Here is a 23,923-nt window from a genome sequence, read left to right on the forward strand (position 1 = left end):
AATCAGCCGTACCGCTGCACCCTTGCCGTTGCACCATTGGCCGACACGAAGCGATGCTGATTCGCCAGTGTCCATCATCCGCGCTGCAAGCCGGATCCCCAAGCATGGAAAAACTCGATTATCTCAAGCATGTCGAATCGAATGCGCGAACCTACGCGACGTCGTTTCCACGGCTGTTTACCCATGCCGAAGGCATACGCATGCGCGACTCCGACGGGCAGGAATACATCGACTGCCTGTCCAATGCCGGAACGCTCGCACTCGGGCACAATCACCCGGAAGTCAACGAAGCCGTCATGCGGTTCCTGTCCTCCGGTCAACTGCAACAGGCGCTCGACCTGGCGACGCCGGCCAAGCACGCGTTCGTCGAACAGCTGTTCTCGATGCTGCCGAACGCGATCGCCGATACCGGCAAGATCCAGTTCTGTAGTCCGAGCGGAGCGGATGGCGTCGAAGCGGCGATCAAGCTGGCCCGGCATCATACGGGCCGCCCGACGATCATGGCGTTTCACGGCGCCTACCATGGCATGACGGCCGGCGCACTCGCCGCATCGGGCAATCTCACGCCGAAATCGGCCGGCAGCAACGGGCGCGACGTTCATTTTCTGCCCTACCCCTATGCCTTTCGCTGCCCGTTCGGCACCGACGGCTCGGCAACCGATCAACTCAGCATCAACTATATCCGGACGGTCCTGTCCGATCCCGAGAGCGGGATCACGAAACCCGCGGCCGTCATCGTCGAAGTCGTGCAAGGCGAAGGCGGCTGCATCCCCGCTTCCGACGCCTGGCTGATCGAGTTGCGCGAGCTGACGCTGCGGCATGAAATCCCGCTGATCGTCGATGAAGTGCAGACCGGCCTCGGCCGAACCGGCGCGCTGTTCGCCATCGAGCATTCCGGCATCCGGCCGGACGTCCTGGTGTTGTCGAAGGCGTTCGGCGGCGGCTATCCGCTGTCGGTGGTGGTCTATGACAAGCGCCTGGACACCTGGCTGCCAGGCTCGCACGCGGGCACCTTCCGCGGCAACCAGATCGCGATGGTGGCCGGTTTGTCGACCATGCGCATCGTCGATCGAGACGGGCTGTCGGCGCACGCGGACGCGGTCGGCAAGCTGCTGGTCGCCGGCCTCGAACGTATTGCCGAACGCTTCCCCAGTCTGGGCCAGATCCGCGGCCGCGGCCTGATGATCGGCGTCGAAGTCGTGCTGCCCGGCCGCGATGGCCAACCCGGCCCGACCCATGCGGCGCTCGCGAAAGCCATCAAGCTGAATTGCCTGCGCAACGGACTCGTGATCGAAACCGGCGGCCGTCATGGCGCGGTACTCAGGTTCCTGCCGCCGTTGATCGTCTCGGAAGCGGACATCCACGAGATTCTCAACCGCTTCGAACAAGCGGTGGAAACGGCCTGCCGCTCATAGGCACACTGCAGCGTAACCGTGAAGTCCGGTCGGTCCGCGGTGCGTCGCGATCCACATTTAGATAAGGAATAGTTGACCATGCTGGGCATGACGGAACGCAAGCTGCTTGCCGACGGGGCCTCGCCGTTGCTGCTGGAGCCGGTATCGAGCGGGCGAGTGAACGGGCACGATCTCGTGCTGGCGGTGAACGACAATCGAGTTGAACTCGAGTCGCGGCTTCTGGAACATGGCGCGCTCCTGTTTCGCGGTTTCGACGTGTCATCGGTCGCCGAATTCGAGGCGTTTTCGAACGCGGTGTCGGCTCATCAGTCCGACTACGTCTATCGTTCCACGCCGCGCACCTCGATCGGCAACGGCATCTTCACCGCCACCGAATATCCGCCGAGCGAGACGATCGCGCTTCATTGCGAAAACGCGTATCAACGCAGCTGGCCGCTGCGCGTCGCATTCTGCTGCCTTTGCGCGCCCACGGCCGGCGGCGAAACGCCGATCGCCGACATGCGGGAGGTGAGCCGCCGGATCGGAGCACGCATCCTGGGGAACTTCGAGGCGAAGCAGGTCCGCTATGTCAGGCACTACCGGCGGCACGTCGACATTCCGTGGGAAACCGTCTTTCAGACCACCGACCGCAGCCAGGTCGCGGCCTTCTGCGCAGACAACGGCATCGAGCACGAATGGCTCGACGACGACACGTTATGCACCGCACAGATCAACCAGGGCGTGGCCTACCATCCGGTCACCCGTGACAGGGTTTTCTTCAACCAGGCGCACCTGTTCCACCTCTCGAACCTGGAAGCATCGCTCGCCAGTTCGATCGTCAGCCTGTTCGGCGAGGATCGCGTTCCGCGCAATGCGTTCTATGGCGACGGGAGTCCATTCGATCTCGACGACATCGAGCAGATCCGCAACGCGTACCGCGAATGCGCGATCCAGTTTCCCTGGCAGCGCGGCGACGTCCTGCTCGTCGACAACATGCGATTCGCGCATGGGCGCAACCCGTTCGAAGGCGAACGCAAGGTGATCGTGTCGCTGCTGGACCCCTACTCCCCCGACACGGGAATGTCGTCGGCCAGGTAGTCGGCAAACCATGACCGCGCGAATGAATGACCGGCCCGATTGAATACGCACACGAACCGCCGTGTCCTTGAATTACAGGGCAGACGCCGGTTTGGCGCGATGCTCTAATCTCAATATAACCCGATTCAAGAAGCAAGGCTGGCGGGCGCGCCGCGACTGGTCCTGAGGTCACGCGACGCGACAGTGAGCCCGGTATGCGCCCGGCACATGGCGTGCATGACGGACTGTCTTTGCCCGTCAGAATGAACGCACGGATTCACAAGTGACGTGCATTCAGATCAACGTTTGGCAGACAACGAAGGTTGAGTATGCTTCTCGATACAAAATTCAGGACTGTTACAGAAATACTGCAGTTTCGCGGCAAGATCGAACCGGAGAAGACAGCGTTCATTTTTCTCGATAACGGCGAATCGGAACTGGCCCGACTCACGTACGGCGACCTGGACAAACGCGCGCGCGGCATCGCCGCCAGCCTGCAAGAGATTGCGCAACCGGGGGATCGTGTCCTGCTGGTCTATCCGCCCGGACTGGAATTCATCTGCGCGTGGGTGGGATGCCTGTACGCCGGCCTGATCGGCGTGCCTGCCTATCCGCCGCGCAGGAATCGCCCCGCCGATCGCCTCAAGTCGATCGTGGCCGACGCCGGGCCGGTTGTCGCGCTGACCGACGCAGCCACGCTCGGCGGCATCGCGCATCGCGCGGACGGTTATTCCGACACGCTGGAACTGCGGATCCTGGCGACTGATCAGGGCTTCGACGCACCGGCCGGGCAATGGCGCGCGCCGCACATCACACCGCAGACGCTGGCGCTGCTGCAGTACACGTCGGGCTCCACCGGTACGCCAAAAGGCGTGATGATCAGTCATGCGAACATTCTGAGCAACATGGCGGTCATCGCCGAAGCCAGCGATGCCGATGCGTCGGCCGTGTTCGTCAGCTGGCTCCCGGTGTTTCACGACATGGGGTTCTTCGGGAAGGTGCTGTTGCCGATCTATCTCGGCGTGCTGTCGGTTTTGATGGCGCCGGCGGCGTTCGTGCAGAAGCCGCACCGCTGGCTGAAAGCCATCACGAAGTATCGCGGCACGCATTGCGCGGCACCGGATTTCGCGTATGACCTGTGCGCACGCAAGATTTCGGACGAAGCCGGCGAACAGCTGGATCTGAGCAGTTGGAGGGTGGCATTCAACGGCGCGGAACCGGTGCGCGCGGAATCGGTGGCGCGTTTTTCGCGTGCATTCGCATCGCGCGGCTTCCACGCGGAAACCATGCGCCCGGTTTACGGCATGGCCGAGGCGACCTTGTTCATCTCCGGCCAGCCGGCGCGCTCGCAGCCACTCGTGGCCGACTTCGACGCCGACGGTCTTGCGCAAGGCGTGGCGACGAGAAGCGCGCACGGCAAGCGCCACGCGCTGGTCTCATGCGGCCGCGCCTGGGCGGGGCATCGCCTGCAGATCGTGAACCCGGAGACCGGTCTACGCTGCCCGCCCGGCCGCATCGGAGAAATCTGGTTGACGGGCCCGAGCGTCGGCGTCGGCTACTGGAACCGCGCCGAGGAAACGGAGCGCACCTTTCGCGCGAGGCTGGACGGCGATGACGCGCGCTACCTGCGCACGGGCGATCTCGGCTTCGTCGATGGCGAGCACCTCTTCGTCACCGGCCGCCTGAAAGACCTGATCATCGTCGCGGGCCGCAATCACTACCCGCAGGATCTCGAGCAATCGGCCGAGTCAAGCCACCCCGCGCTGGCGCCCGCCGCGTCAGCGGCGTTCTCGATCAACGTCGATAACGTGGAGCGGGTCGTCGTCGCCGCTGAAGTGCGCCGCGAAGCGCTCAACACGCTGAACGCCGAAGCCGTCGCCACGGCGATCCGGCGCCAGCTCGCCGAAGTGCACGATGTCGATCTGTACGCAGCGATTCTGTTGAAACCCGCGACGATCCTGCGCACGTCCAGCGGAAAAATCCAGCGCAGCCGAATCCGGCAAGCCTTCCTCGATGAACAGGGGCTCGCGATCGCGGGCGAATGGCGGCGTTCGCTCTCCCGGGAGGCCGCACGCCCGGCCACCGCGGTGCGCGGCACGCAGGAACTGGTGCAATGGTGCATCGAGCGGGTCGCGCATCTGTCGGGCATCGCGCCCGGCAAGCTCGACCCCGACGCGCCGTTCAGCACCTTTGGGCTCGATTCGAAAGACGCGATCCTGCTCTCGGGCGAGTTGCAGGACTGGCTCGGGCAGCCGGTTTCTCCTACGGTCGTCTACGATTTCCCGAGCATTGCCCTGCTGGCGCGCCATTTCTGCGGCGCCGGGCATGCGGCGTCGGACGACACGCCCGTTGCCGCCACACGCGCGGATATCGCCATCGTCGGCATGGGATGCCGCTTCCCCGGCGCCAGTCATCCCGACGCATTCTGGCAGCGCCTGCTGGAGGGCCACGACGCGGTCGGCGCGTCGAACGCACGCGCCGGCGGCCTGCCGACCACGGGATTGCTGGACCAGGTCGATCAGTTCGATGCGGAATTCTTCGGCATCAGCGCTCGCGAGGCGGAAACGATGGACCCGCAGCAGCGCCTGCTTCTCGAGGTGGCGTGGGAGACGTTCGAGCACGCGGGGATCGTGCCCCGGCATCTCGCCGGCAGCCGCACCGCGGTCATCGTCGGCATCAGCAATTCCGACTACGTCCGGCTGGCGCAGGAAGAAGACGCGGATGTCGGCCCGTATGTCGCGACCGGCAATGCGCTCAGCGTCGCCGCCAACCGCATTGCCTACACGCTCGATCTGCGCGGCCCGAGCTGGGCGGTCGACACGGCGTGTTCGTCGTCGCTCGTCGCGGTGCACCACGCGTGTCGCGCGCTGCAGCGCGGCGAGAGCGATGCCGCGCTTGCCGGCGGGGTCAACCTGATCCTGGCGCCGCAATTGAGCGCGTCCTTCACGCAAGCGGGCATGCTGTCGCCGGATGGCCGCTGCAAGGCATTCGACGCGGATGCCAACGGCTATGTGCGCGGCGAAGGCGTGGGCATGGTGCTGCTCAAGCGTCTCGACGATGCGCTCGCGAACGGCGACACCGTGTTCGCCGTGATCCGCGGTTCGGCGGTGAACCAGGATGGGCGCAGCAACGGTCTGACCGCGCCGAACGGCCCGGCTCAGCAGGCAGTGATTCACAGCGCGCTGCGCGATGCCGGCGTGCGGCCGCAGGACATCGGCTTCGTCGAGGCGCACGGAACGGGCACGCCGCTGGGTGACCCCATCGAGCTGAACGCGCTGACGGCTGTGCTGGGCGAATCGCGCCAACCTGAAGCGCGCTGCTGGATTGGTTCGGTGAAGACCAACATCGGCCACCTGGAATCGGCAGCGGGCATCGCGAGCCTGATCAAGACCACGCTGGCGCTGCACCATCGCACCATTCCGCCGAACCTCCATTTCCGGTCGCTCAATCCGCATATCGCGCTCGACGACACGCCGTTCCGCATTCCGCAGCAGGTCATGCCCTGGCATCCGGAACACGGGCCGCGAGTGGCCGGCGTGAGTTCGTTCGGCTTCGGCGGCACCAATGCGCACATGATCCTGTCCGAAGCGCCGCACGCCGGAGCGGTCGAAGACGACCCGGCGGCGCCCGCGACGCACGTCGTGACACTCTCCGCGCGCACGCCCGAAGCGTTGCAAGCGCTGGCGGCGTCCTATGCGGCGTATTTCGACGCTCATCCCGAGGTCCACTTGCGGGAGGTCGCGTCGACGGCGAACACCGGGCGCACCCACTTCACGCGGCGGGCGGCCATCGTCGCATCGAGTCTCGATGCATTGCGTTCACGGCTGCATGCCGTTTCGGCCGGCAAGGCCGCCGACACACCGCCCGCGGTGACGTTTCACTTTTCCGCCGACGACGGCGCCAGCGCCGATGCGGTTCGGCAATTGCGCTCGGCGAGCCCCGCTTTCAGCGCGCTGATGCAGCAGCAACCGGACGCGGCCGAGGCCAGCTTCACGGCATTCCAGCGCGCGCTCGCGCAACTGTGGATGTCCTTCGGCATCACGCCGGACGCCGTCAGCAGCACGGGCGACGGGCATCGCGCCGCGGCCTCGCTGGCGGACGTGCCGCAGGCCCCGGACGGCGCTGCGGCGGGCACCCCTGGCATCGTCATCGAGATCGGCGCGCAGGCGGCCGCCTGGGACGCGATCCTGCACACGCTCGCCGAGCTCTACGTCCGTGGCTCATCCGTCAACTGGCATGCCGTCGAGCAGCCCGCCCCGCGCCGCCGGCTCGCGCTGCCGACCTATCCGTTCGAGCGTCGCGGCTTCTGGCTCAACCCGCGCGCGCCTCGGCATCCGTTGCTCGGGCGCCTCATGGCGCAGCACGCGCATTTGCCCGGCACGTGGATCTGGGAGTCGAGCCTCGACGCACCGGACACCGCTTTTCTCGCCGGTCATCGCGTGAAGGGACCGCCCGTCCTGCCCTATTCCGCCTATGTGGAAATGGCGCTGGCGGCCACCGCGGAGATCGGCGCCGACGGCCATACCACGCTGAAGGACCTCGCACTGCATGCACCGTTGCCGCTGCATCGGCATGCATCGCACGCCGTGCAGACCGTGCTGAGCCGCCAGTCGTGGGGACCGTTTTCGTTTGCCGTCTATCACCGGATCGAGGACACGAGCGCTGCCGCGACATGGCAGATCTGCGCCAGTGCCGAAATTCACGAATCGGATCGGAGCCACGCATGAAATTCGGCCTGATGTTCTTCGCCAGCAGTGAAGAGGCGTTGTCCGGCAACAAGTACCAGCTCGTGATGGAGAGCGCGCGCTTCGCCGATGCGAACGGGTTCTCCAGCGTCTGGGTGCCGGAGCGCCATTTCACCGAATTCGGCTCGCTGTACCCGAATCCCGCCGTCCTGCACGCCGCCCTCGCCGCGGTCACCGGACGCGTGCAACTGGTCGCGGGCAGCGTGGTCGCCGCGCTGCACAACCCGATCCGGATCGCGGAAGAATGGTCCATGGTGGACAACCTGTCGAACGGTCGCGTGGGCGTGTCGTTCGCCTCCGGATGGAATCCGGACGACTTCGTGCTCGCGCCTGACAAATACGCGACCCGGCAGGACGACATGCTGACGACGCTGCGCACCGTCCAGAATCTGTGGCGCGGCGGATCGCTGAATGCGAACAATGGCGTCGGCAAGCCGGTGCAATTGCGCATCTACCCGACGCCGGTGCAGCCGGAATTGCCCGTCTGGGTGACCGCCGCCGGCAATCCGCAGACGTTCGTCCGCGCCGGCGAAGTCGGCGCCAACCTGTTGACCCACGTGCTCGACCAGGACCGGGACCAGCTCGCGCACAAGATCGCGCTCTACCGCGAGGCGCGCGTGAAGCATGGCTTCGACCCGGCGACCGGCACCGTGTCGGTGATGCTGCACACGTTCGTCGGCGACGATGCGACGCGGGTGCGCGAGCAGGCGCGCGCGCCGTTCTGCAACTACATCCGCAGCAATATCGGACTGCTGAACGGGCTGGCGCAAAGCCGTGGCCAGTCGGTGGACGTGCGCGCGATGGGCGCGCGCGAACTGGACGAGTTCGTCGAGTTTCTCTATGAACGCTTCGCGCAATCGCGCGGCCTCATCGGGACGCCGGAAAGCTGCGTCGACCTGGTGCGGGACCTCGAGTCGATCGGCGTGGACGAAGTGGCGTGCCTGCTCGACTTCGGTCCGCCGGTCGAGCTGATCCTGGGCAATCTTCCTCACCTGCGCCGGCTGCGGGAGATGTGCGCGCCCAAACGGCGCGCCGAGCCGGCGAGATTCGATGCCGCCGAGGTGCAGGCGCGCTGCACCGAAACGACGTCGGGCGCGGACTTCAATGGCGAAATCCGGCAGTACGGCGTGCAGATCGACGGCGTGTTCGATGCGATCCGGCAGATCTGGCGCACGACCGGTGAGGCGCTGGGGAAAATCAGCCTGCCGGCCGACGCGCTGGCGTCGTCGCAATTTCAGGTGCACCCGGCGTTTCTCGATGCGTGCAGCCGCGTGCTCGCGGCCGCCATCGATCCGGACGCGCTGGAGGCCGGGGGCCTGTACCTGCCCAGTTCGATTGGTGCGGTACGGATTCATCAGCCGCCGTCGTCGGCGGAGGCGTGGAGTCACGCGACGCTGCGCAAGCCGACCGGGCAACATGCGCTGGAGGGCGATATCCGCGTCCACGACCTCGCCGGCCGGCTGCTGATCGAGATCGATGCGCTGCGGTTGCAGCAGGTGCGTGCCGGGCGCGCCGTCGAGCGGCACGACTTCGCTGCCCTGCTTTATCAGCGTGTCTGGAGACCGTCGAGCGTCGAAGCGGCAGCCGGCGCTTCAGCACATGGCGAGTGGCTGATTCTCGCGGACCATGGTGGCGTCGGCGCGCAACTGTCGACCCTGCTGGAAAGCACGGGCGATACGTGCGCGCTGCACTTCGCCGACGCGAGCGCGGCGCTGCCCGCGCTCGACCGGCCGCTGAAGGGCGTCATCCATCTGTGGAGTCTCGATCTCGCGCCCGCCGATGTCGCCGCGAGACGGCGCGCCAGCGCGAGCGTGCTGCAACTGGTCAGGGCGCTTGCGTCGCGCGCGCCGTCGGCCCGGCAGGCGCGTCTGTGGCTGGTGACGTCGGGTGCGATGAACGTTCTGGATGGCGAATCGACCGCCGTGGCGCAGGCGCCGCTGTGGGGGTTGGGCCGGGCGATCGCGGTGGAGCATGCGCCGCTGTGGGGCGGCCTGATCGACCTCGATCCCGCGCAGCCGTCGGCGACGGACATCGTGCAGGCGGTGCTGGCCGGCAGCCGTGAAGACATGATCGCGTTTCGCGGCGGACAGCGCCACGTCGCACGCATCGCCCGCGACAATCGCGAATTCGTCAGCCACCGGCCGGTCAGGTTCCACCCTGACGCGACCTATCTGGTGACCGGCGGGCTCGGCGGGCTCGGCCTGCGGCTCGCGGCCTGGCTCGCCGGCAACGGCGCCGGCAAGGTCGTGCTGCTCGGGCGCAACAAGCCTTCCGCCGCCGCCGAAAAGATCCTGCAGACGCTCGACGCCCGCTTCATTCACGCCGATCTGTCGCGTCGCGAGGATGTTGCGGACGCGATCGACGAAATCGCGCGTTCGATGCCGCCGCTCAAGGGGGTGTTTCACCTCGCCGGCGCACTCGACGATGCGCTGCTGGCCCGTCAGGACGATGACTTCTTCCATCGCGCCGGCAGCGGCAAGGCCGACGGCGCGTGGTATCTGCACGAGCTGACGGCCAACCTGCCGCTCGACCATTTCGTGCTGTTCTCGTCGATGGCCGCGCTGATCACCATGCCGGGCCAGAGCAACTACGCGGCGGCGAACAGCTTCCTCGACGCGCTGGCGCAGCATCGGCGCGCGCAGGGAAAACCGGCGCTCAGCGTCAACTGGGGGCCGTGGGCCGAGATCGGCCACGCCGCCACCGACTACGGACGGCGCGCGCACGAACAGCTGGGCGCGCTCGGCGTGGGCACGCTGTCGCCCGAACTGGCTATCGCGACCCTCGAACGGCTGATGGCGTCCGGCGTTGCCCAGTCCGGGGTTGCGCGCATCGACTGGCCGACGCTGTTCCGGGTCGATGCGCCGGCTGCCGGGTCGGCGTTGTTTTCCGAGCTGGCGCAACCGGCCGCGCAGCCTGCGCAGCAGGAGACGGCATTGCTGCGCCAACTGCATGCGTGCGCGCCGCGCGAGCGGCTCGAGCTCATCGCCGGCACGCTCGCGAAGATGCTGGCCGAGACGTTGCGTCTGCCCGGCCCCGACGCCATTGCGCCCGAGCAATCGCTGCTCGATCTCGGCCTGGATTCGCTGATCGCGCTCGAACTGACCGACCGCCTCACCAAGGTGTTCGGCAGGCCGTTCCGCGCGACGCTGTTCTTTTCCTATCCGAACCTGCAAGCGCTCGCCCGGTACGTGCTCGGCGAACTGTCACCGTCGCTCCCCGCGCCTGTCGTCGACGAAGCATCCGACGACCTCGACGAGGACGACCTTTCCGAACTGATCGCGCAGGAGATCGGCGCCCAATGAACGCCAAAGCCACGCATGCACTGAAAGCCGCGCTCGACGAACTGCGCCAGCGGCGCGCGGAAATCGCGGCGCTGCGCTCGGACCGCAACGAACCGATCGCCATCATCGGCATGGCTTGCCGCTTCCCCGGCCGCAGCGATACGCCGGACGCGTTCTGGCAATTGCTCGACAACGCGCGCGATGCCGTCACCGAAGTACCCGGCGAACGCTGGGACATCGATCGCTATTACGACCCCGATCCGTCCGCGCCCGGCAAGATGGCGACCCGCCACGGCGCATTTCTCGAACGCGTCGATCAGTTCGATGCGGCGTTCTTCGGGATCGCGCCGCGCGAAGCGACCTATCTCGATCCGCAGCAACGGCTCCTGCTCGAAGTGGCCTGGGAGGCGCTCGAGAATGCCCATCTCGCGCCCGAGCGCTTCCGGCAGTCCGCCACGGGCGTGTACGTCGGCATTACCTGCTTCGACCATGCGATCCAGGTGTCCAATGCGGCGATGCCGTCGAGCAGCTACGCCGGCACGGGCAGCGCACTGAACATGGCCGCGGGGCGGCTGTCGTTCGTGCTGGGCCTCACCGGCCCGAGCATGGCGATCGATACGGCCTGCTCGTCGTCGCTGGTCTGCCTGCACCTCGCCTGCGAAAGCCTGCGCTCGCGCGAAACCGGCATGGCGCTCGCGGGCGGCGTCAACCTGATGCTGTCGCCCGAGGTCATGGTCAGTTTCTCGCAAGCGCGCATGCTGTCGCCGGACGGACGCTGCAAGACCTTCGACGCGTCGGCGGACGGCTACGTGCGCGGCGAAGGGTGCGGCATGGTGGTGCTCAAGCGCCTCGCCGACGCGCTCGCGGACGGCGACCGGGTGCTCGGCATCGTGCGTGGCACGGCGGTCGACCAGGGCGGCGGCGGCGGTGGGCTGACCGTGCCGAGCCGTGATTCGCAGGAACGGGTGATACGCCGTGCGCTGAACCAGGCGGGCCTCGCGCCCGGCGACGTCTCCTATGTCGAGGCCCACGGTACCGGGACCTCCCTCGGCGACCCGATCGAGGTCGAAGCGCTGGCGGGCGTTTACGGTCCCGGCCGCACGGCCAGCGAGCCGCTCGTGATCGGTTCGGTCAAGACCAATATCGGGCATCTCGAATCCGCGTCCGGCATCGCCGGCCTGATCAAGGTCCTGCTGTCGTTCGAGCACGACCGGATTCCGGCGCACCTGCACTTCACGCAACCCAATCCGCATACGCCGTGGCAGGACATCCCGATCCGCGTCGCGGCCGATCCGGTCGCATGGCGTCGCGGGGAGCGCCGGCGAATCGCCGGGGTCAGCGCGTTCGGATTCAGCGGCACCAATGCGCACGCGATCGTCGAGGAACCGCCGGTCGCACCGGCGCACGCGGCGCAGCGCCAGTTGTTGTTGCTGTCGGCCCGATCCGAAGCGGCGCTGGCGGCGCTCGCATCACGCTACGAGCGCGCGATCGCCGGCGCGACGCCGCAGGAGCAGGCCGCCATCTGCCGTGCCGCCGCCACCGGGCGGAGTCACTATCCGTTTCGCACGGCCTATGTGTCGGGCGGGCGGAGCGCGTCGGCGGCCGTGGCGCGCACGGGCAAGGCGTTGCGCCTGGGCGCCCGGTTCGGCGTGCCGGACACCGGTGTCGCGCGCGCGCTCCACGCATCGGAACCGCTGTTTCGCGATGCCTTCGACCGTTGCGCGGTGCCGCTGGAGGCGCTCGATACCGACGCGGGCCGCTTCGCGGTCCAGTTCGCGTGGGCGGAACTGTGGAAGGGATGGGGCATCGGGCCGGCCGTCGTGTCGGGACACGGCATCGGCGAATATGTCTCGGCCTGCGTGGCGGGTGTCGTGAGCGTGGCCGACGCGCTGCGCCTCGTGGCCGCCCGCCGGGACGCCGACGCGTTGCGCGCCGCGCTTCGGGACATGCCGCTCGCACGGCCATCGGTCCGCCTGATTTCCGGTTGTCTCGGCGCGGAGGTGACCGACGAGGTGACACACCCGCAGTACTGGCTGCAGCTTGCCGGGGCGCCGGATCAGCCCGACGCGCCGCACGTGCCGGAGGGGCTCGCCGACGGCTGGCTGCCGCCACCCTGCGCCGGCGAGGCACTGGAGCACGCACTCGCGGCGCTGTACGTGCAGGGCGGGCAGTTCGACTGGCACGCGCTGTTCCCGGCGCCGGCCCAGCCTGCCACCACCTTGCCGAACTATCCGTTCGAGCGGCAGCGGTTCAGCCTGGAGAAGATCCCGTCGCCCGTCGTCGGCATGGATGCCGGCAGCATCGACGCCGCGTTGCGGCACCTCAAGTCGTCCGGCAAATACCCGGAAGACGTGCTGAACGTGTTTCCGGACCTGCTCAGGGCCGCGTTCACCCCGGCCGAAACCGGCACCCCGGCCACGCCTCCGCTCTATCACGTGGTGTGGGAGCAGCAAGCGGCATTGCCGACGGCACGGCTCGCCGCCGACGCGTCCCCGTGGCTGATCTTCGCGGACGAGAGCGGTGTCGGCGAGCGGCTCGCCGCGCTGCTGCGCGCACACGGCGCGTCGTGCGCGCTGGTACGCCCCGGCCGCGACTATGGCGGCGGCGCGGAAGCGGGCTGGCAGGTCGCGCCCGAGCAGCCGGACCATTTCGTGCGCTTGCTGAACGAGACCGCCGCGCCCGGGCAGCGCATCGTCTTTTTATGGGCGCTGGACGAAGCCGTGGGCGCGTCGCGCATGTCCACCGCGCTGCTGCATCTCGTGCACGCGCGGGCCGGCAGCGAGCGCGAGCGGACGTCTTCGATCGGGCCCAGGATCTCGGTGGTCACGCGCGACGCGGTGGAAGCCGGCGAAGCGCCCCGCGTCACGGGGCTCGCACAGGCTGCACTGTCGGGCCTGGCACGCGGGGCAATGATCGAGCATCCGGAATGGTTCGACACGGCGATCGATCTCGATCCGGCCGCGCCGGCGGACGAGACGCAGGCGCTGCTTCAGGAACTGCTCGGCGAGCACCGCGAAGAACAGGTGGCGTTGCGGCGCGACGTGCGCCATGTCGCGCGCCTGAGCCCGCTCGCGCAAGCCGACACGACCGCGCTGCGGGTCGATCCGGACGCGGCCTACCTGATCACCGGCGGGTTCGGCGCGCTCGGGCTGCACACCGCGCGATGGCTGGCGGCGCGCGGCGCGGGCACGCTGATCCTGGTCGGCCGTCAAGGGGCGGCAAGCGACGAGAGCCGGCGGGCGATCGACGAGCTGCGCGAGCGCAATGTGTCGCTGCGCTGCGAGCGCCTCGATATCGCGAATCCGGTGGCGGTCGCCGATTTCTTCGCCGCGCTGCGGCGCGACGGCGTGCCGCTGCGGGGCATCGTGCATGCGGCCGGCATCGTCGGCTACAAGCCGATCGTGCAGGTCGAGCGCGCGGAACTCGACGCGGTCCTGGAACCGAAGGTCGCCGGCGCGTGGCTGCTTCATCAGCACAGCGCGCCCTTCCCGCTCGATTTCTTCATCCTGTTTTCGTCGATCGCATCCGCATGGGGCTCGCGTGACCAGGCGCACTACAGTGCCGCGAACCGCTTCCTCGACGCGCTCGCGCATCATCGCCGCGCGCTGGGCCTGCCGGCCCTGAGCGTGAACTGGGGGCCCTGGGCACAAGGCGGCATGACGTTCCCCGAGGCGGAAGCGCTGCTGCGGCGCGTCGGCATCCGGTCGCTGGCGGCGGATCGCGCGCTCGACCTGCTGGATCACCTCCCCGCCGTGCCGCAGGCGGCGGTCGTCGATATCGACCTGGCGCTGTTCCAGGCCTCGTACGAGGCGCGCGGGCCCCGCCCCTTCCTCGACCGCGTGCGGGTGACCGACACCGCCACGGGCGCGCAGGCGATGCCGGCATGGCGCGACGTATCGCCGCGCGAGCGCAAGCGTCTGCTGGCGGACAGCATCGACCGCGCGGTGGCCCAGGTGCTCGGCTACGAAGCGGGGACGCTGGATCGCAACCTCGGCTTCTTCGAGATGGGCATGGATTCGCTGATGGCGCTGGACGTGCGCACGCTCGTCGAAAAGGCGCTGGACATCCCGTTGCCGGTCGCGCTGCTGTTCGATCATCCGACGGTCAACGCCCTCGCCGATTTCCTGGCGGACCAGTCGTCCGGCACGACGCCGGACGCGCACGCGATGCCGACGGAGGTCGTGCCGCCGCGGCCGGTCGCGGCGACCGTTGCGGCCCGCGAGACCGGCACGCCGGAGCCGATCGCGATCGTCGGCATGAGTTGCCGTTTTCCGGGCGCCGCACACGACCTCGACGCCTACTGGCAGCTGTTGAACGACGGCGTGGATGCGATTTCCGACGTGCCGCGCGAGCGCTGGGACGTCGACGCGTACTACGACCCCGATCCGGAAGCGCCGGGGCGCATGTATTGCCGCTTCGGCGGTTTCCTCGGCGACGTCGACCAGTTCGATCCGGCCTTCTTCCGTATCACGCCGCGCGAAGCGGCCGCGATGGACCCGCAGCAGCGCCTGTTGCTCGAAGTCAGTCACGAAGCGCTGGAGCATGCCGGGATTCCCGTCGACGGTCTCAAGGGCAGCCGAACCGGCGTCTTCGTCGGCATCACCACCAACGATTACGCGAACCTGCAGCTTCGCAACGGCGACGGCAGCGGCATCGACGGCTATTTCTTCACCGGCAATCCGCTCAACACGGCGGCCGGCCGCATCTCCTATGGACTGGGCGTGCAGGGACCGAGCATGGCGATCGACACCGCCTGCTCGTCGTCGCTCACCGCGATCCATCTCGCCAGCCAGAATCTGCGAAGCGGCGAATGCGATCTCGCGATCGCGGGCGGCGTCAACCTGATCCTGTCGCCGGACAATTCCATCGCCGTGTCGCGCACGCGGGCGCTGGCGCCGGACGGCCGCTGCAAGACCTTCGACGCGGCGGCGGACGGCTTCGTGCGCAGTGAAGGCTGCGGCGCACTGGTGCTCAGGCGCCTGTCCGATGCGCTCGCCGCAGGCGATCGCGTGCTGGCCGTGCTGCGTGGTTCGGCCGTCAACCACGATGGCGCATCGAGCGGCTTTACCGCGCCGAACGGTCGCGCGCAGGAAGCCGTCATCCGTCAGGCGCTGGGCGGGCTGTCCGCCGCGTCCATCGATTACGTGGAAGCGCACGGCACCGGCACCCCGCTCGGCGATCCCGTCGAGGTGCAGGCGCTCGCGACGGTATTCGGCGAAGGTCGTGACGGGGGCCGGCGGCTGCGGGTCGGCTCGGTGAAGACCAACATCGGCCACACGGAATCCGCCGCCGGCATCGCGGGGGTCATCAAGGTCGTGCTGTCGCTGAACCACGACCGCCTGCCCGCCCACCTGCATCTGCGCCGCCCGAACCCGCTGGTGCAGTGGGACGCGCTGCCCGTCGAGATCTGTACCGAGGCGAGCGCGTGGCCGCGCGGCGAGCGGCCACGGCGAGCCGGCGTGAGCGCGTTCGGCGCGAGCGGCACCAATGCGCACGTGGTACTCGAAGAAGCCCCCGTGCCGGCGCAACGGGCGACACCGTCGAGACACAACGTGCATGCGCTGGTGCTGTCGGGCAAGACGCCGGCGGCATTGCGCGAGCTTGCCGGGCGCTATCAGCGGCGGCTCGAAGCCGAACCGGGTCTCGATATCGCGGCCGTGGCGTTTTCGGCGGCGGCCGGCCGCTCGCATTTCGCACACCGGCTGGCGCTGCCGGTGACCTCCGTCGAGGACGCCATCGACAAGCTGCGCGCCTTCCAGGCCAAGGAACCTGCGGACGCGGCGCGGCCCGCCCCGCGCGTGAAGATGGCGTTCCTGTTCACCGGTCAGGGCTCGCAATACGCCGGCATGGGCCGCCGCCTGTATGACGCGTATCCGGTGTTCCGCGACGCCATCGACCGCTGCCGCGCGGTGGCCGATCCGCTGCTCGACAAGCCGTTGCTCGAGGTGCTGTCCGCGCCGTCCGAGGACATCCACCAGACCGGCTACAGCCAGCCGGCCCTGTTCTCGCTGCAGTACGCGCTCACCACGTTGCTGGCGTCGTTCGGCGTGGTGCCCGACGCCGTGATGGGGCACAGCGTCGGCGAGTACGCGGCGGCTTGCGCGGCCGGCGTCTTCTCGCCGGAAGACGGCCTGCGGCTGATCGCCGAACGCGGCCGGTTGATGCAGGCATTGCCCCGCGACGGCGAGATGGCGGCGATTTTCACCGACCTCGCCACGGTCGAGCGCGCGATCGAAGCCTGTCCGCACGAGGTCGCGGTGGCTGCCGTCAACGGCCCGGCCAGCATCGTGATTTCCGGCAAGCGCGAGCGCATCGCATTGCTGGTCGACGCGTTTGCCGCGCAGGGCATCCGGTCCGTGCCGCTCAACACGTCGCACGCGTTTCACTCGCCGCTGCTCGAGCCGATGCTGGACGGCTTCCAGGCCGCGGCGCAAGCCGTGCCCGTCGCGCGCCCGGCCATCCCGTTCTATTCGAATCTCACGGGCGCCGCGATGGACGAGGCGCCCACCGACGTGTACTGGCGCCGTCACTGCCGCGAGCCGGTGCAGTTCGCGAGCAGCGTCGAGCGCCTCGCCGAAGCCGGTTTCAACGTGCTGGTCGAAATCGGTCCCAAGCCGGTGCTCGTCAACCTGGCCCGCGCGTGCTGTGCGCCGGATGCCGGGATCCAGTTCCTGGCCCTGCAGCGGCCGCAAGTCGAGCAGCAAGCGCTGATCGAAACGCTGACGAGCCTTTATGCCCGGGGCGTCGATGTCGCCTGGGCCGCAACCGAAACACCCGCGCCCGTGCGCGTCGCCTTGCCGTCCTATCCCTTCCAACGCAGCCGTACCTGGTTTCAGAAAGCGGACACGTCCATGACTCAGACAAGCGCATCACCCCTCGCTGCAACGCCGACCCACGACCGTAGCGGCGAGGTTCTCGAATGGCTTCGCGGCAAGATCGGCGAATTGATCCAGGCCGATCCCGCCACCATCAACATCGACCTGCCGTTCCTGGAGATGGGCGCCGACTCGATCATCCTGATCGAGGCCATCCGGCACATCGAGAAACAGTACGGCGTGAAGACGGCCATGCGCCGCTTCTTCGAAGACCTGGCAACGGTGCAGGCGCTCGCCGAATACATCGCGGACAACCTGCCGGCGGAAGCCGCGCCGTCCGAGGCCGAGGCCGAGGCCGTAGCCGTGACCGTGGTCGAGCCGTCCACGGTGGCGCTCGCACCGTCCGCGGAGGGGCGTGTGCCGCCCGCCGCCGCGCCGGTGGAATGGGTGGCGGCCGAAGGCGGCTCCACGGTCGAGCGCGTGTTGCGGGAGCAGAATCAGTTGCTGTCGCGCGTCATGAGCCAGCAGATGGAGTTGCTGCGCACATCGCTGACCGGCCACGCCGACGTCCGGCCGGCGACGGTCGCCGCGCAAGCCGTCACGAACGTTGCGAACGTCGCAGCCAAGGCCGCGATCGCGGTGCCGGCCGCCACGCCCGCGGCGAAGCCCGCGCCGGCAACTGCGGCCGTGGCCGGCAACCGGCCGCCCAAGCCGATGATGCCGTGGGGCAGCCCGGTCGAACAGCGGGCGCGCGGCTTGTCCGCCGTACAGCAGGAGCATCTCGAAGCGCTGATCGTGCGCTACACGACGCGCACCCGGAAATCGAAGGAATCGGTGCAGGCGTCCCGCCCGGTGCTGGCCGACAGCCGTGCCACGGTCGGCTTCCGCTTTTCGACCAAGGAAATGCTGTATCCGATCGTCGGCGAGCGCGCGGCCGGTTCGCGGCTGTGGGACATCGACGGCAACGAGTACATCGATTTCACGATGGGCTTCGGCGTGCATCTGTTCGGCCACACGCCGGACTTTATCCAGCATCAGGTCAGCCGCGAATGGCAACGCCCGCTCGAACTGGGCGCACGCTCCAGCCTGGTCGGCGAAGTGGCCGCGCGCTTTGCCCGCGTCACCGGCCTCGATCGCGTGGCGTTCTCGAACACCGGTACCGAGGCGGTCATGACCGCGATGCGGCTCGCGCGCGCCGTGACGGGGCGCGACAAGATCGTGATGTTCACGCATTCGTATCACGGCCATGCCGACGGCACGCTCGCCGCGGCGAATGCGGAAGGCGTCACGGAAACCATCGCTCCCGGCGTGCCGTTCGGCTCGGTCGAGAACATGATCCTGCTCGACTACGGCAGCGACGCCGCGCTCGAGGCCATTCGCGGCATGGCGTCGACCCTCGCGGCCGTGATGGTCGAGCCCGTGCAGAGTCGCAACCCGTCCCTGCAGCCCGTCGCGTTCCTCAAGGAACTGCGCCGCATCACCGAAGAGGCCGGCGTCGCGCTGATCTTCGACGAAATGATCACCGGCTTCCGCGTCCATCCGGGCGGCTCGCAGGCCATGTTCGGCATCCGGGCCGATCTCGCGACGTACGGCAAGATCATCGGCGGCGGCCTGCCGCTGGGCGTCATCGCCGGCACCACCCGCTTCATGGACGCCATCGACGGCGGCATGTGGACCTACGGCGACCACTCGTTCCCGGTCGCGGACCGCACCGCGTTCGGCGGCACGTTCTGCCAGTACCCGCTGGCGATGGCGGCCGCACTGGCCGTGCTGGAGAAGATCGAACAGGAAGGCCCGGCGCTGCAGGCCGCGCTCAACGAACGGACCGCGCAAATCGCCGGCACGTTGAACGCGTTCTTCGTGGAGGCCGAGGCGCCGATCAAGGTCACGTGGTTCGGCTCGATGTTCCGCTTCGAATTCACCGAGAACCTGGACCTGTTCTTCTATCACATGCTCGAAAAGGGCATCTACATCTGGGAATGGCGCACCTGCTTCCTTTCCACCGCGCATACGGATGCCGATGTCGACCGGTTCATCCGCGCGGTGAAGGACAGCGTCGCCGACCTGCGCCGCGGCGGCTTCATCCGGCCACACTCGAAGCACGGCACGGTCGCCGCGCTGAGCGAAGCGCAACGCCAGCTGTGGGTGTTGTCGGAAATCGATCCCGAAGGCTCGCTGGCCTACAACGTCAACACCACCCTCGAACTGAAGGGCCGGCTCGACGAAGCCGCGATGCGCGCCGCCGTCCAGGGCCTGGTCGATCGACACGAGGCGCTGCGCACGACGGTGACGCCGGACGGGTCGGGCCAGATCGTGCATCCGTCGCTGACGCTGCGGATTCCGCTGATCGACGCGGACCAGGACGCGTGGCGGGACCAGGAAAGCCGCGAGCCGTTCGACCTGGTGAACGGTCCGCTCTTTCGCGCCGCACTCGTGCGCGTCGACAGCGAACGTCACCTGCTGGTGATGACGGCCCATCACATCATCTGTGACGGCTCGACGTTCGGCATCCTGCTCGAGGATCTGGCCCGGGCGTATGCCGGCGCCGCGCCGGCCGCGGCGCCGCTCCAGTTTCGCGAATACCTGAAGCAGCTCGACACCCAGCGCCACAGCCCGGAAACGAAGGCGAATCGCGCGTACTGGCTCGCGCAGTGCGAGCGCCAGGCCGAACCGTTGAACCTTCCGGCGGACTACCCGCGGCCCGCGGTGAAGACGTTTCACGGCAAGCGCGTGTCGCTGCATCTGGACGCGGCGGCGGCCGCGCCGCTGCGCACCGCCGCCCGTCAGAACGGCTGCACGCTCTACATGGTGCTGCTTGCCGGCTTCAACCTGTTCCTGCACCGCATCGCCGGCCAGCAAGAGATCGTCACCGGCATCCCGGTGACCGGCCGTTCCGTGGCCGGCAGCGATCGCCTCGCCGGCTACTGCACGCATCTGCTGCCGCTGCGCTCCACGCTGCCCGAGCAGGCCACCGTGGCCAGCTTCCTGGCCGGCACCCGGCAGAACCTGCTCGACGCGCTCGAGCACCAGGACTATCCGTTCGCCGAGCTGGTCCGCGAAATCGGCGCGCAGCGCGATCTCAACGCCGCCCCGCTGGTATCGGCGGTCTTCAATCTGGAGCCCGTGTCGGCGCTGCCCGGCCTGCCGGGCCTGACGGTCGACCTGGTCGCCCCGCTGATCCGCCACACCGCGTTCGATTTGAACGTCAACGTCCTCGACTCGGGGGAGGCACTCCTGATCGATTGCGACTACAACACCGATCTGTTCGACGAGAACACCGTGGAGCGTTTCCTCGCGATCTACCGGACCCTGCTCGCGCGTCTCGCGGACGATGCGTCGGCCGCCGTGGCCCGGCTGCCGTTGACGAGCGAAGCGGAGCGGAACCTGCTGACCGTCGAGTGGAACCGGACCGAAACGGAGTTCGGCGAGGCCGCCGCACAGCCGCTGCACCGCCTGTTCGAACAGCAGGTCACGCGCACGCCCGATGCCGTCGCTGCCGTCCATGACGACAACACGCTCACCTACGCCGAACTCAACCTGCGCGCCAACCGCCTCGCGCACCGGCTCATCGCGCTCGGCGTCGGGCCCGACGCTCTCGTCGGCGTCGCCATGGAACGCTCGCTCGACATGATCGTCGCGCTGCTCGCGGTCCTCAAGGCCGGCGGCGCCTACGTCCCCGTCGACCCCGACTATCCCGCCGAGCGCGTGCGCTTCATGATCGATCACGCGCAGTTGCGCTGGCTCCTCACCCAGCAACATCTGCGCGACGCGCTGCCCGACACCGATGCCGCCCTGATCGTCGTCGATTCCAGCGAACTCGACCTCGATCTCGACGCCGTGGCCAACCCCGAGCCTGATCTGAACGGCGACAACCTCGCCTACATGATCTACACGTCCGGTTCCACCGGCCGGCCCAAGGGCGCGCTCAACACCCATCGCGCGATCACCAACCGCATCCTCTGGATGCAGCACGCCTACTCGCTCGACGCCGACGACGCCGTCCTGCAGAAGACCCCGTTCAGCTTCGACGTCTCGGTCTGGGAATTCTTCTGGCCGCTCGTCACCGGTGCGCGCCTCGTATTCGCCCGACCCGGCGGACAGCGCGAGACCGACTATCTGGCCGAACTCATCGAGCGCGAACGGATCACCACGATTCACTTCGTGCCGTCGATGCTGCGTGCCTTCCTCGACCATCCGGACCTGGACGCGCACTGCACGTCGCTGCGCCGCGTCGTGTGCAGCGGCGAGGCACTGCCCCACGACCTGCAGCAGCGCTGCCTCGAGCGCCTGGACGTCAGGCTGTACAACCTCTACGGCCCCACGGAAGCCGCCGTCGACGTGAGCGCATGGGAGTGCAAGCGCGACGACCCGCACCGCATCGTTCCGATCGGCCGGCCCATCGCCAACACCCGCCTTCATATCGTGGACGCGCACATGCAGCCCACGCCGCTCGGTGTGGCGGGCGAACTGCTGATCGGCGGCACGCCAGTGGGGCTCGGCTACCACGGCGAACCGGAACTGAGCGCCGAGAAGTTCATCGCCGATCCGTTCTCGACCGACCCGCGGGCGCGCCTCTACCGTACCGGCGATCTCGCGCGTTACCGCCCCGACGGCAACATCGAGTTCCTCGGCCGCATCGATCACCAGATCAAGCTGCGCGGCCTGCGCATCGAGCCCGGTGAGATCGAGGCGGTACTGACCTCGCACCCGCTGGTCGACGCCGCCGTCGTGGCGGTGCGCGGCGTGGACGACGGCGCGAAACTCGTCGCATGGCTGTGCGCGTCGCACCCCGAAGCCGAATTGATCGAAGCGGTCCGCGGCCATCTGCGGCAGCGGCTGCCGGATTACATGGTGCCGTCGGCGTTCGTCGTCGTGACCGCGTTCGAGACCCTGCCCAACGGCAAGCTCGATCGCGCGAGGCTGCCCGAACCCGGCGACGGCCCGGACCACGTTGCGCCCGCCAACGCGCTCGAAGCGCAGTTGACGGCCATCTGGCAGGAAGTGCTCGGCCAGGCCCGCATCAGTACGACCGCCCATTTCTTCGAGCTGGGCGGCAATTCGCTGTCCGCGACGAAGGTCGTCGCGCGCATCCGTCGCGATCTGCAGGCGAAGCTGGAAATCCGCAGCCTGTTCGCGCACCCCACCATTGCGGGTCTCGCGAAGCGCATCGCCGATACGCAGCCGATCGATTACGTGCCGGTGACGCCGCTGCCGGCGCAGACGCACTACGAACTCTCCCCCGCCCAGACCCGGCTGTGGGTCCAGGATCGCCTCAATGCGGGGCAAGCCGGCGGACCGCTGCCCACGTCCCTGCTGTTCGAGGGCGTGCTCGACGTGGATGCGCTCGTGCGTGCGTTCCGCGCGCTGAGCGAACGTCACGAGATCCTGCGCACGCGTTTCGTGCTGGCAGGCAATCAGCCGGTCCAGCAGGTGTTGCCGCCCGGCGAAGCGGCCTTCCCGGTCGAGGTCGTCAATCTGCAGGATGCCGAGGACCGGGACGCCCAGGCCATCTCGATCTACGAGAGCGAACGGCTCGCGCCGATGGATCTCGCCGCCGGCCCGCTCTTCCGCGTCAAGCTGCTCAGGTTGTCCGAAGTCCGGCACGTCTGCCTCTGCACGATGCATCACATCGTGAGCGACGGCTGGTCCACGGAGGTGCTGCTCGACGACCTGTCGAAGCTCTATGACGCGTTCGTCCAGCGTCGGCACAATCCGCTGCCCGCCCTCTCGATCCAGTACAAGGATTACGCCGGCTGGCTGAACCGCCTGCTCGCCGGGCCGGACGGCGCCCGCATGAAGGACTACTGGCTGGCCAAGCTGGGCGGCGGCCTGCGCGCGCTGGCACTGCCGGGCGACGTCGAGCAGCCGGCCGCACCGAGCTGGAAGACCTGGCGGTTCGAACTGCCCGCCGCCGAGACGGCGGCGCTTGATGCGCTCGGCAAGCGTCACGGCGCGACCTTGTTCGTCGCGCTGCTGTCCGCCATCAAGGCACTGTTCTACCGCCGCTCCGGCCAGGAGGACATCGTCGTCGGCACGCCGGTCGCGGGCCGCGAGCTGCCCGAACTCGAGTCGCAGGTCGGCCCTTACCTGAACGTACTGGCGCTGCGCGATCGCGTCGCCGGCGACGACCGTTTCGACACGCTGCTGACCCGGGTGCGGGACACCACCCTCGAAGCGTTCTCCCATCCGCTGTATCCGCTGGATCGCCTGCTCGACGAACTGCACATCAAACGCGTTGCGGGACGCAACCCGCTCTTCGACATCGGCCTGACGCTGCAGAACCAGCGCGAGGGCGCCGTCGATCGCTACGCGGGACAAGTGCACATTGCCGAGCAGCCGGACCACGATCCGCAACGCGCGGACACGGAAGCCGCGACGGACTTCTGGTTCCTGGCCGAGCCGCGCGCCGAGGGCCTCGCGATCAGCGTCGTCTATCACGCGGGGCGGTTCAGCGAGGCCCTGGTGCAGGGCCTTGCCGACGAGCTGACGTCCGTCATCGGCGAAGTGCTTGCCGATCCGGGCGTTCGCATCCGGAACCTGTCCTTGGGACACCGTGCGCTGCACGCCGAAACCCGTCAGCCGACCGTCGAACTCAGCGCATTCTAAGGAGC

At 68.2% G+C, this 23,923-nt stretch carries 5 protein-coding genes; all 5 read left to right on the forward strand.

The features are described 5' to 3' along the window. Positions 1-53 precede the first annotated feature (53 nt). Positions 54-1,415, forward strand: coding sequence for a diaminobutyrate--2-oxoglutarate transaminase family protein (locus ACTRWB_RS16340; protein WP_446902489.1), 1,362 nt, complete (start codon positions 54-56; stop codon positions 1,413-1,415). Between the two features lie 78 nt (positions 1,416-1,493). Next, positions 1,494-2,492 (forward strand): TauD/TfdA family dioxygenase, encoded by a 999-nt coding sequence (locus tag ACTRWB_RS16345; RefSeq protein WP_446902490.1) that lies wholly within the window; start codon positions 1,494-1,496, stop codon positions 2,490-2,492. Positions 2,493-2,800: 308 nt separating this feature from the next. Further along, the gene (locus ACTRWB_RS16350) at positions 2,801-7,198 is read left to right on the forward strand and encodes a hybrid fatty acyl-AMP ligase/type I polyketide synthase (RefSeq protein WP_446902491.1); all 4,398 of its coding nucleotides are present in this window, start codon (positions 2,801-2,803) and stop codon (positions 7,196-7,198) included. After that, complete coding sequence (locus ACTRWB_RS16355; RefSeq protein WP_446902492.1) at positions 7,195-10,518, forward strand: type I polyketide synthase; 3,324 nt, start codon at positions 7,195-7,197, stop codon at positions 10,516-10,518. Before ACTRWB_RS16350 ends, ACTRWB_RS16355 begins: the two co-directional genes overlap by 4 nt. Then, the gene (locus ACTRWB_RS16360; protein ID WP_446902760.1) at positions 10,515-23,918 is read left to right on the forward strand and encodes an amino acid adenylation domain-containing protein; all 13,404 of its coding nucleotides are present in this window, start codon (positions 10,515-10,517) and stop codon (positions 23,916-23,918) included. Before ACTRWB_RS16355 ends, ACTRWB_RS16360 begins: the two co-directional genes overlap by 4 nt. Positions 23,919-23,923 lie beyond the last annotated feature (5 nt).

The organism is Burkholderia sp. YIM B11467, from assembly GCF_052952715.1.

Coding starts and splice junctions, on each gene's coding strand:
- ACTRWB_RS16345 (WP_446902490.1), top strand. CDS start 1,494: ATGCTGGGCATGACGGAACGCAAGCTGCTTGCCGACGGGGCCTCGCCG.
- ACTRWB_RS16340 (WP_446902489.1), top strand. CDS start 54: ATGCTGATTCGCCAGTGTCCATCATCCGCGCTGCAAGCCGGATCCCCA.
- ACTRWB_RS16360 (WP_446902760.1), top strand. CDS start 10,515: ATGAACGCCAAAGCCACGCATGCACTGAAAGCCGCGCTCGACGAACTG.
- ACTRWB_RS16350 (WP_446902491.1), top strand. CDS start 2,801: ATGCTTCTCGATACAAAATTCAGGACTGTTACAGAAATACTGCAGTTT.
- ACTRWB_RS16355 (WP_446902492.1), top strand. CDS start 7,195: ATGAAATTCGGCCTGATGTTCTTCGCCAGCAGTGAAGAGGCGTTGTCC.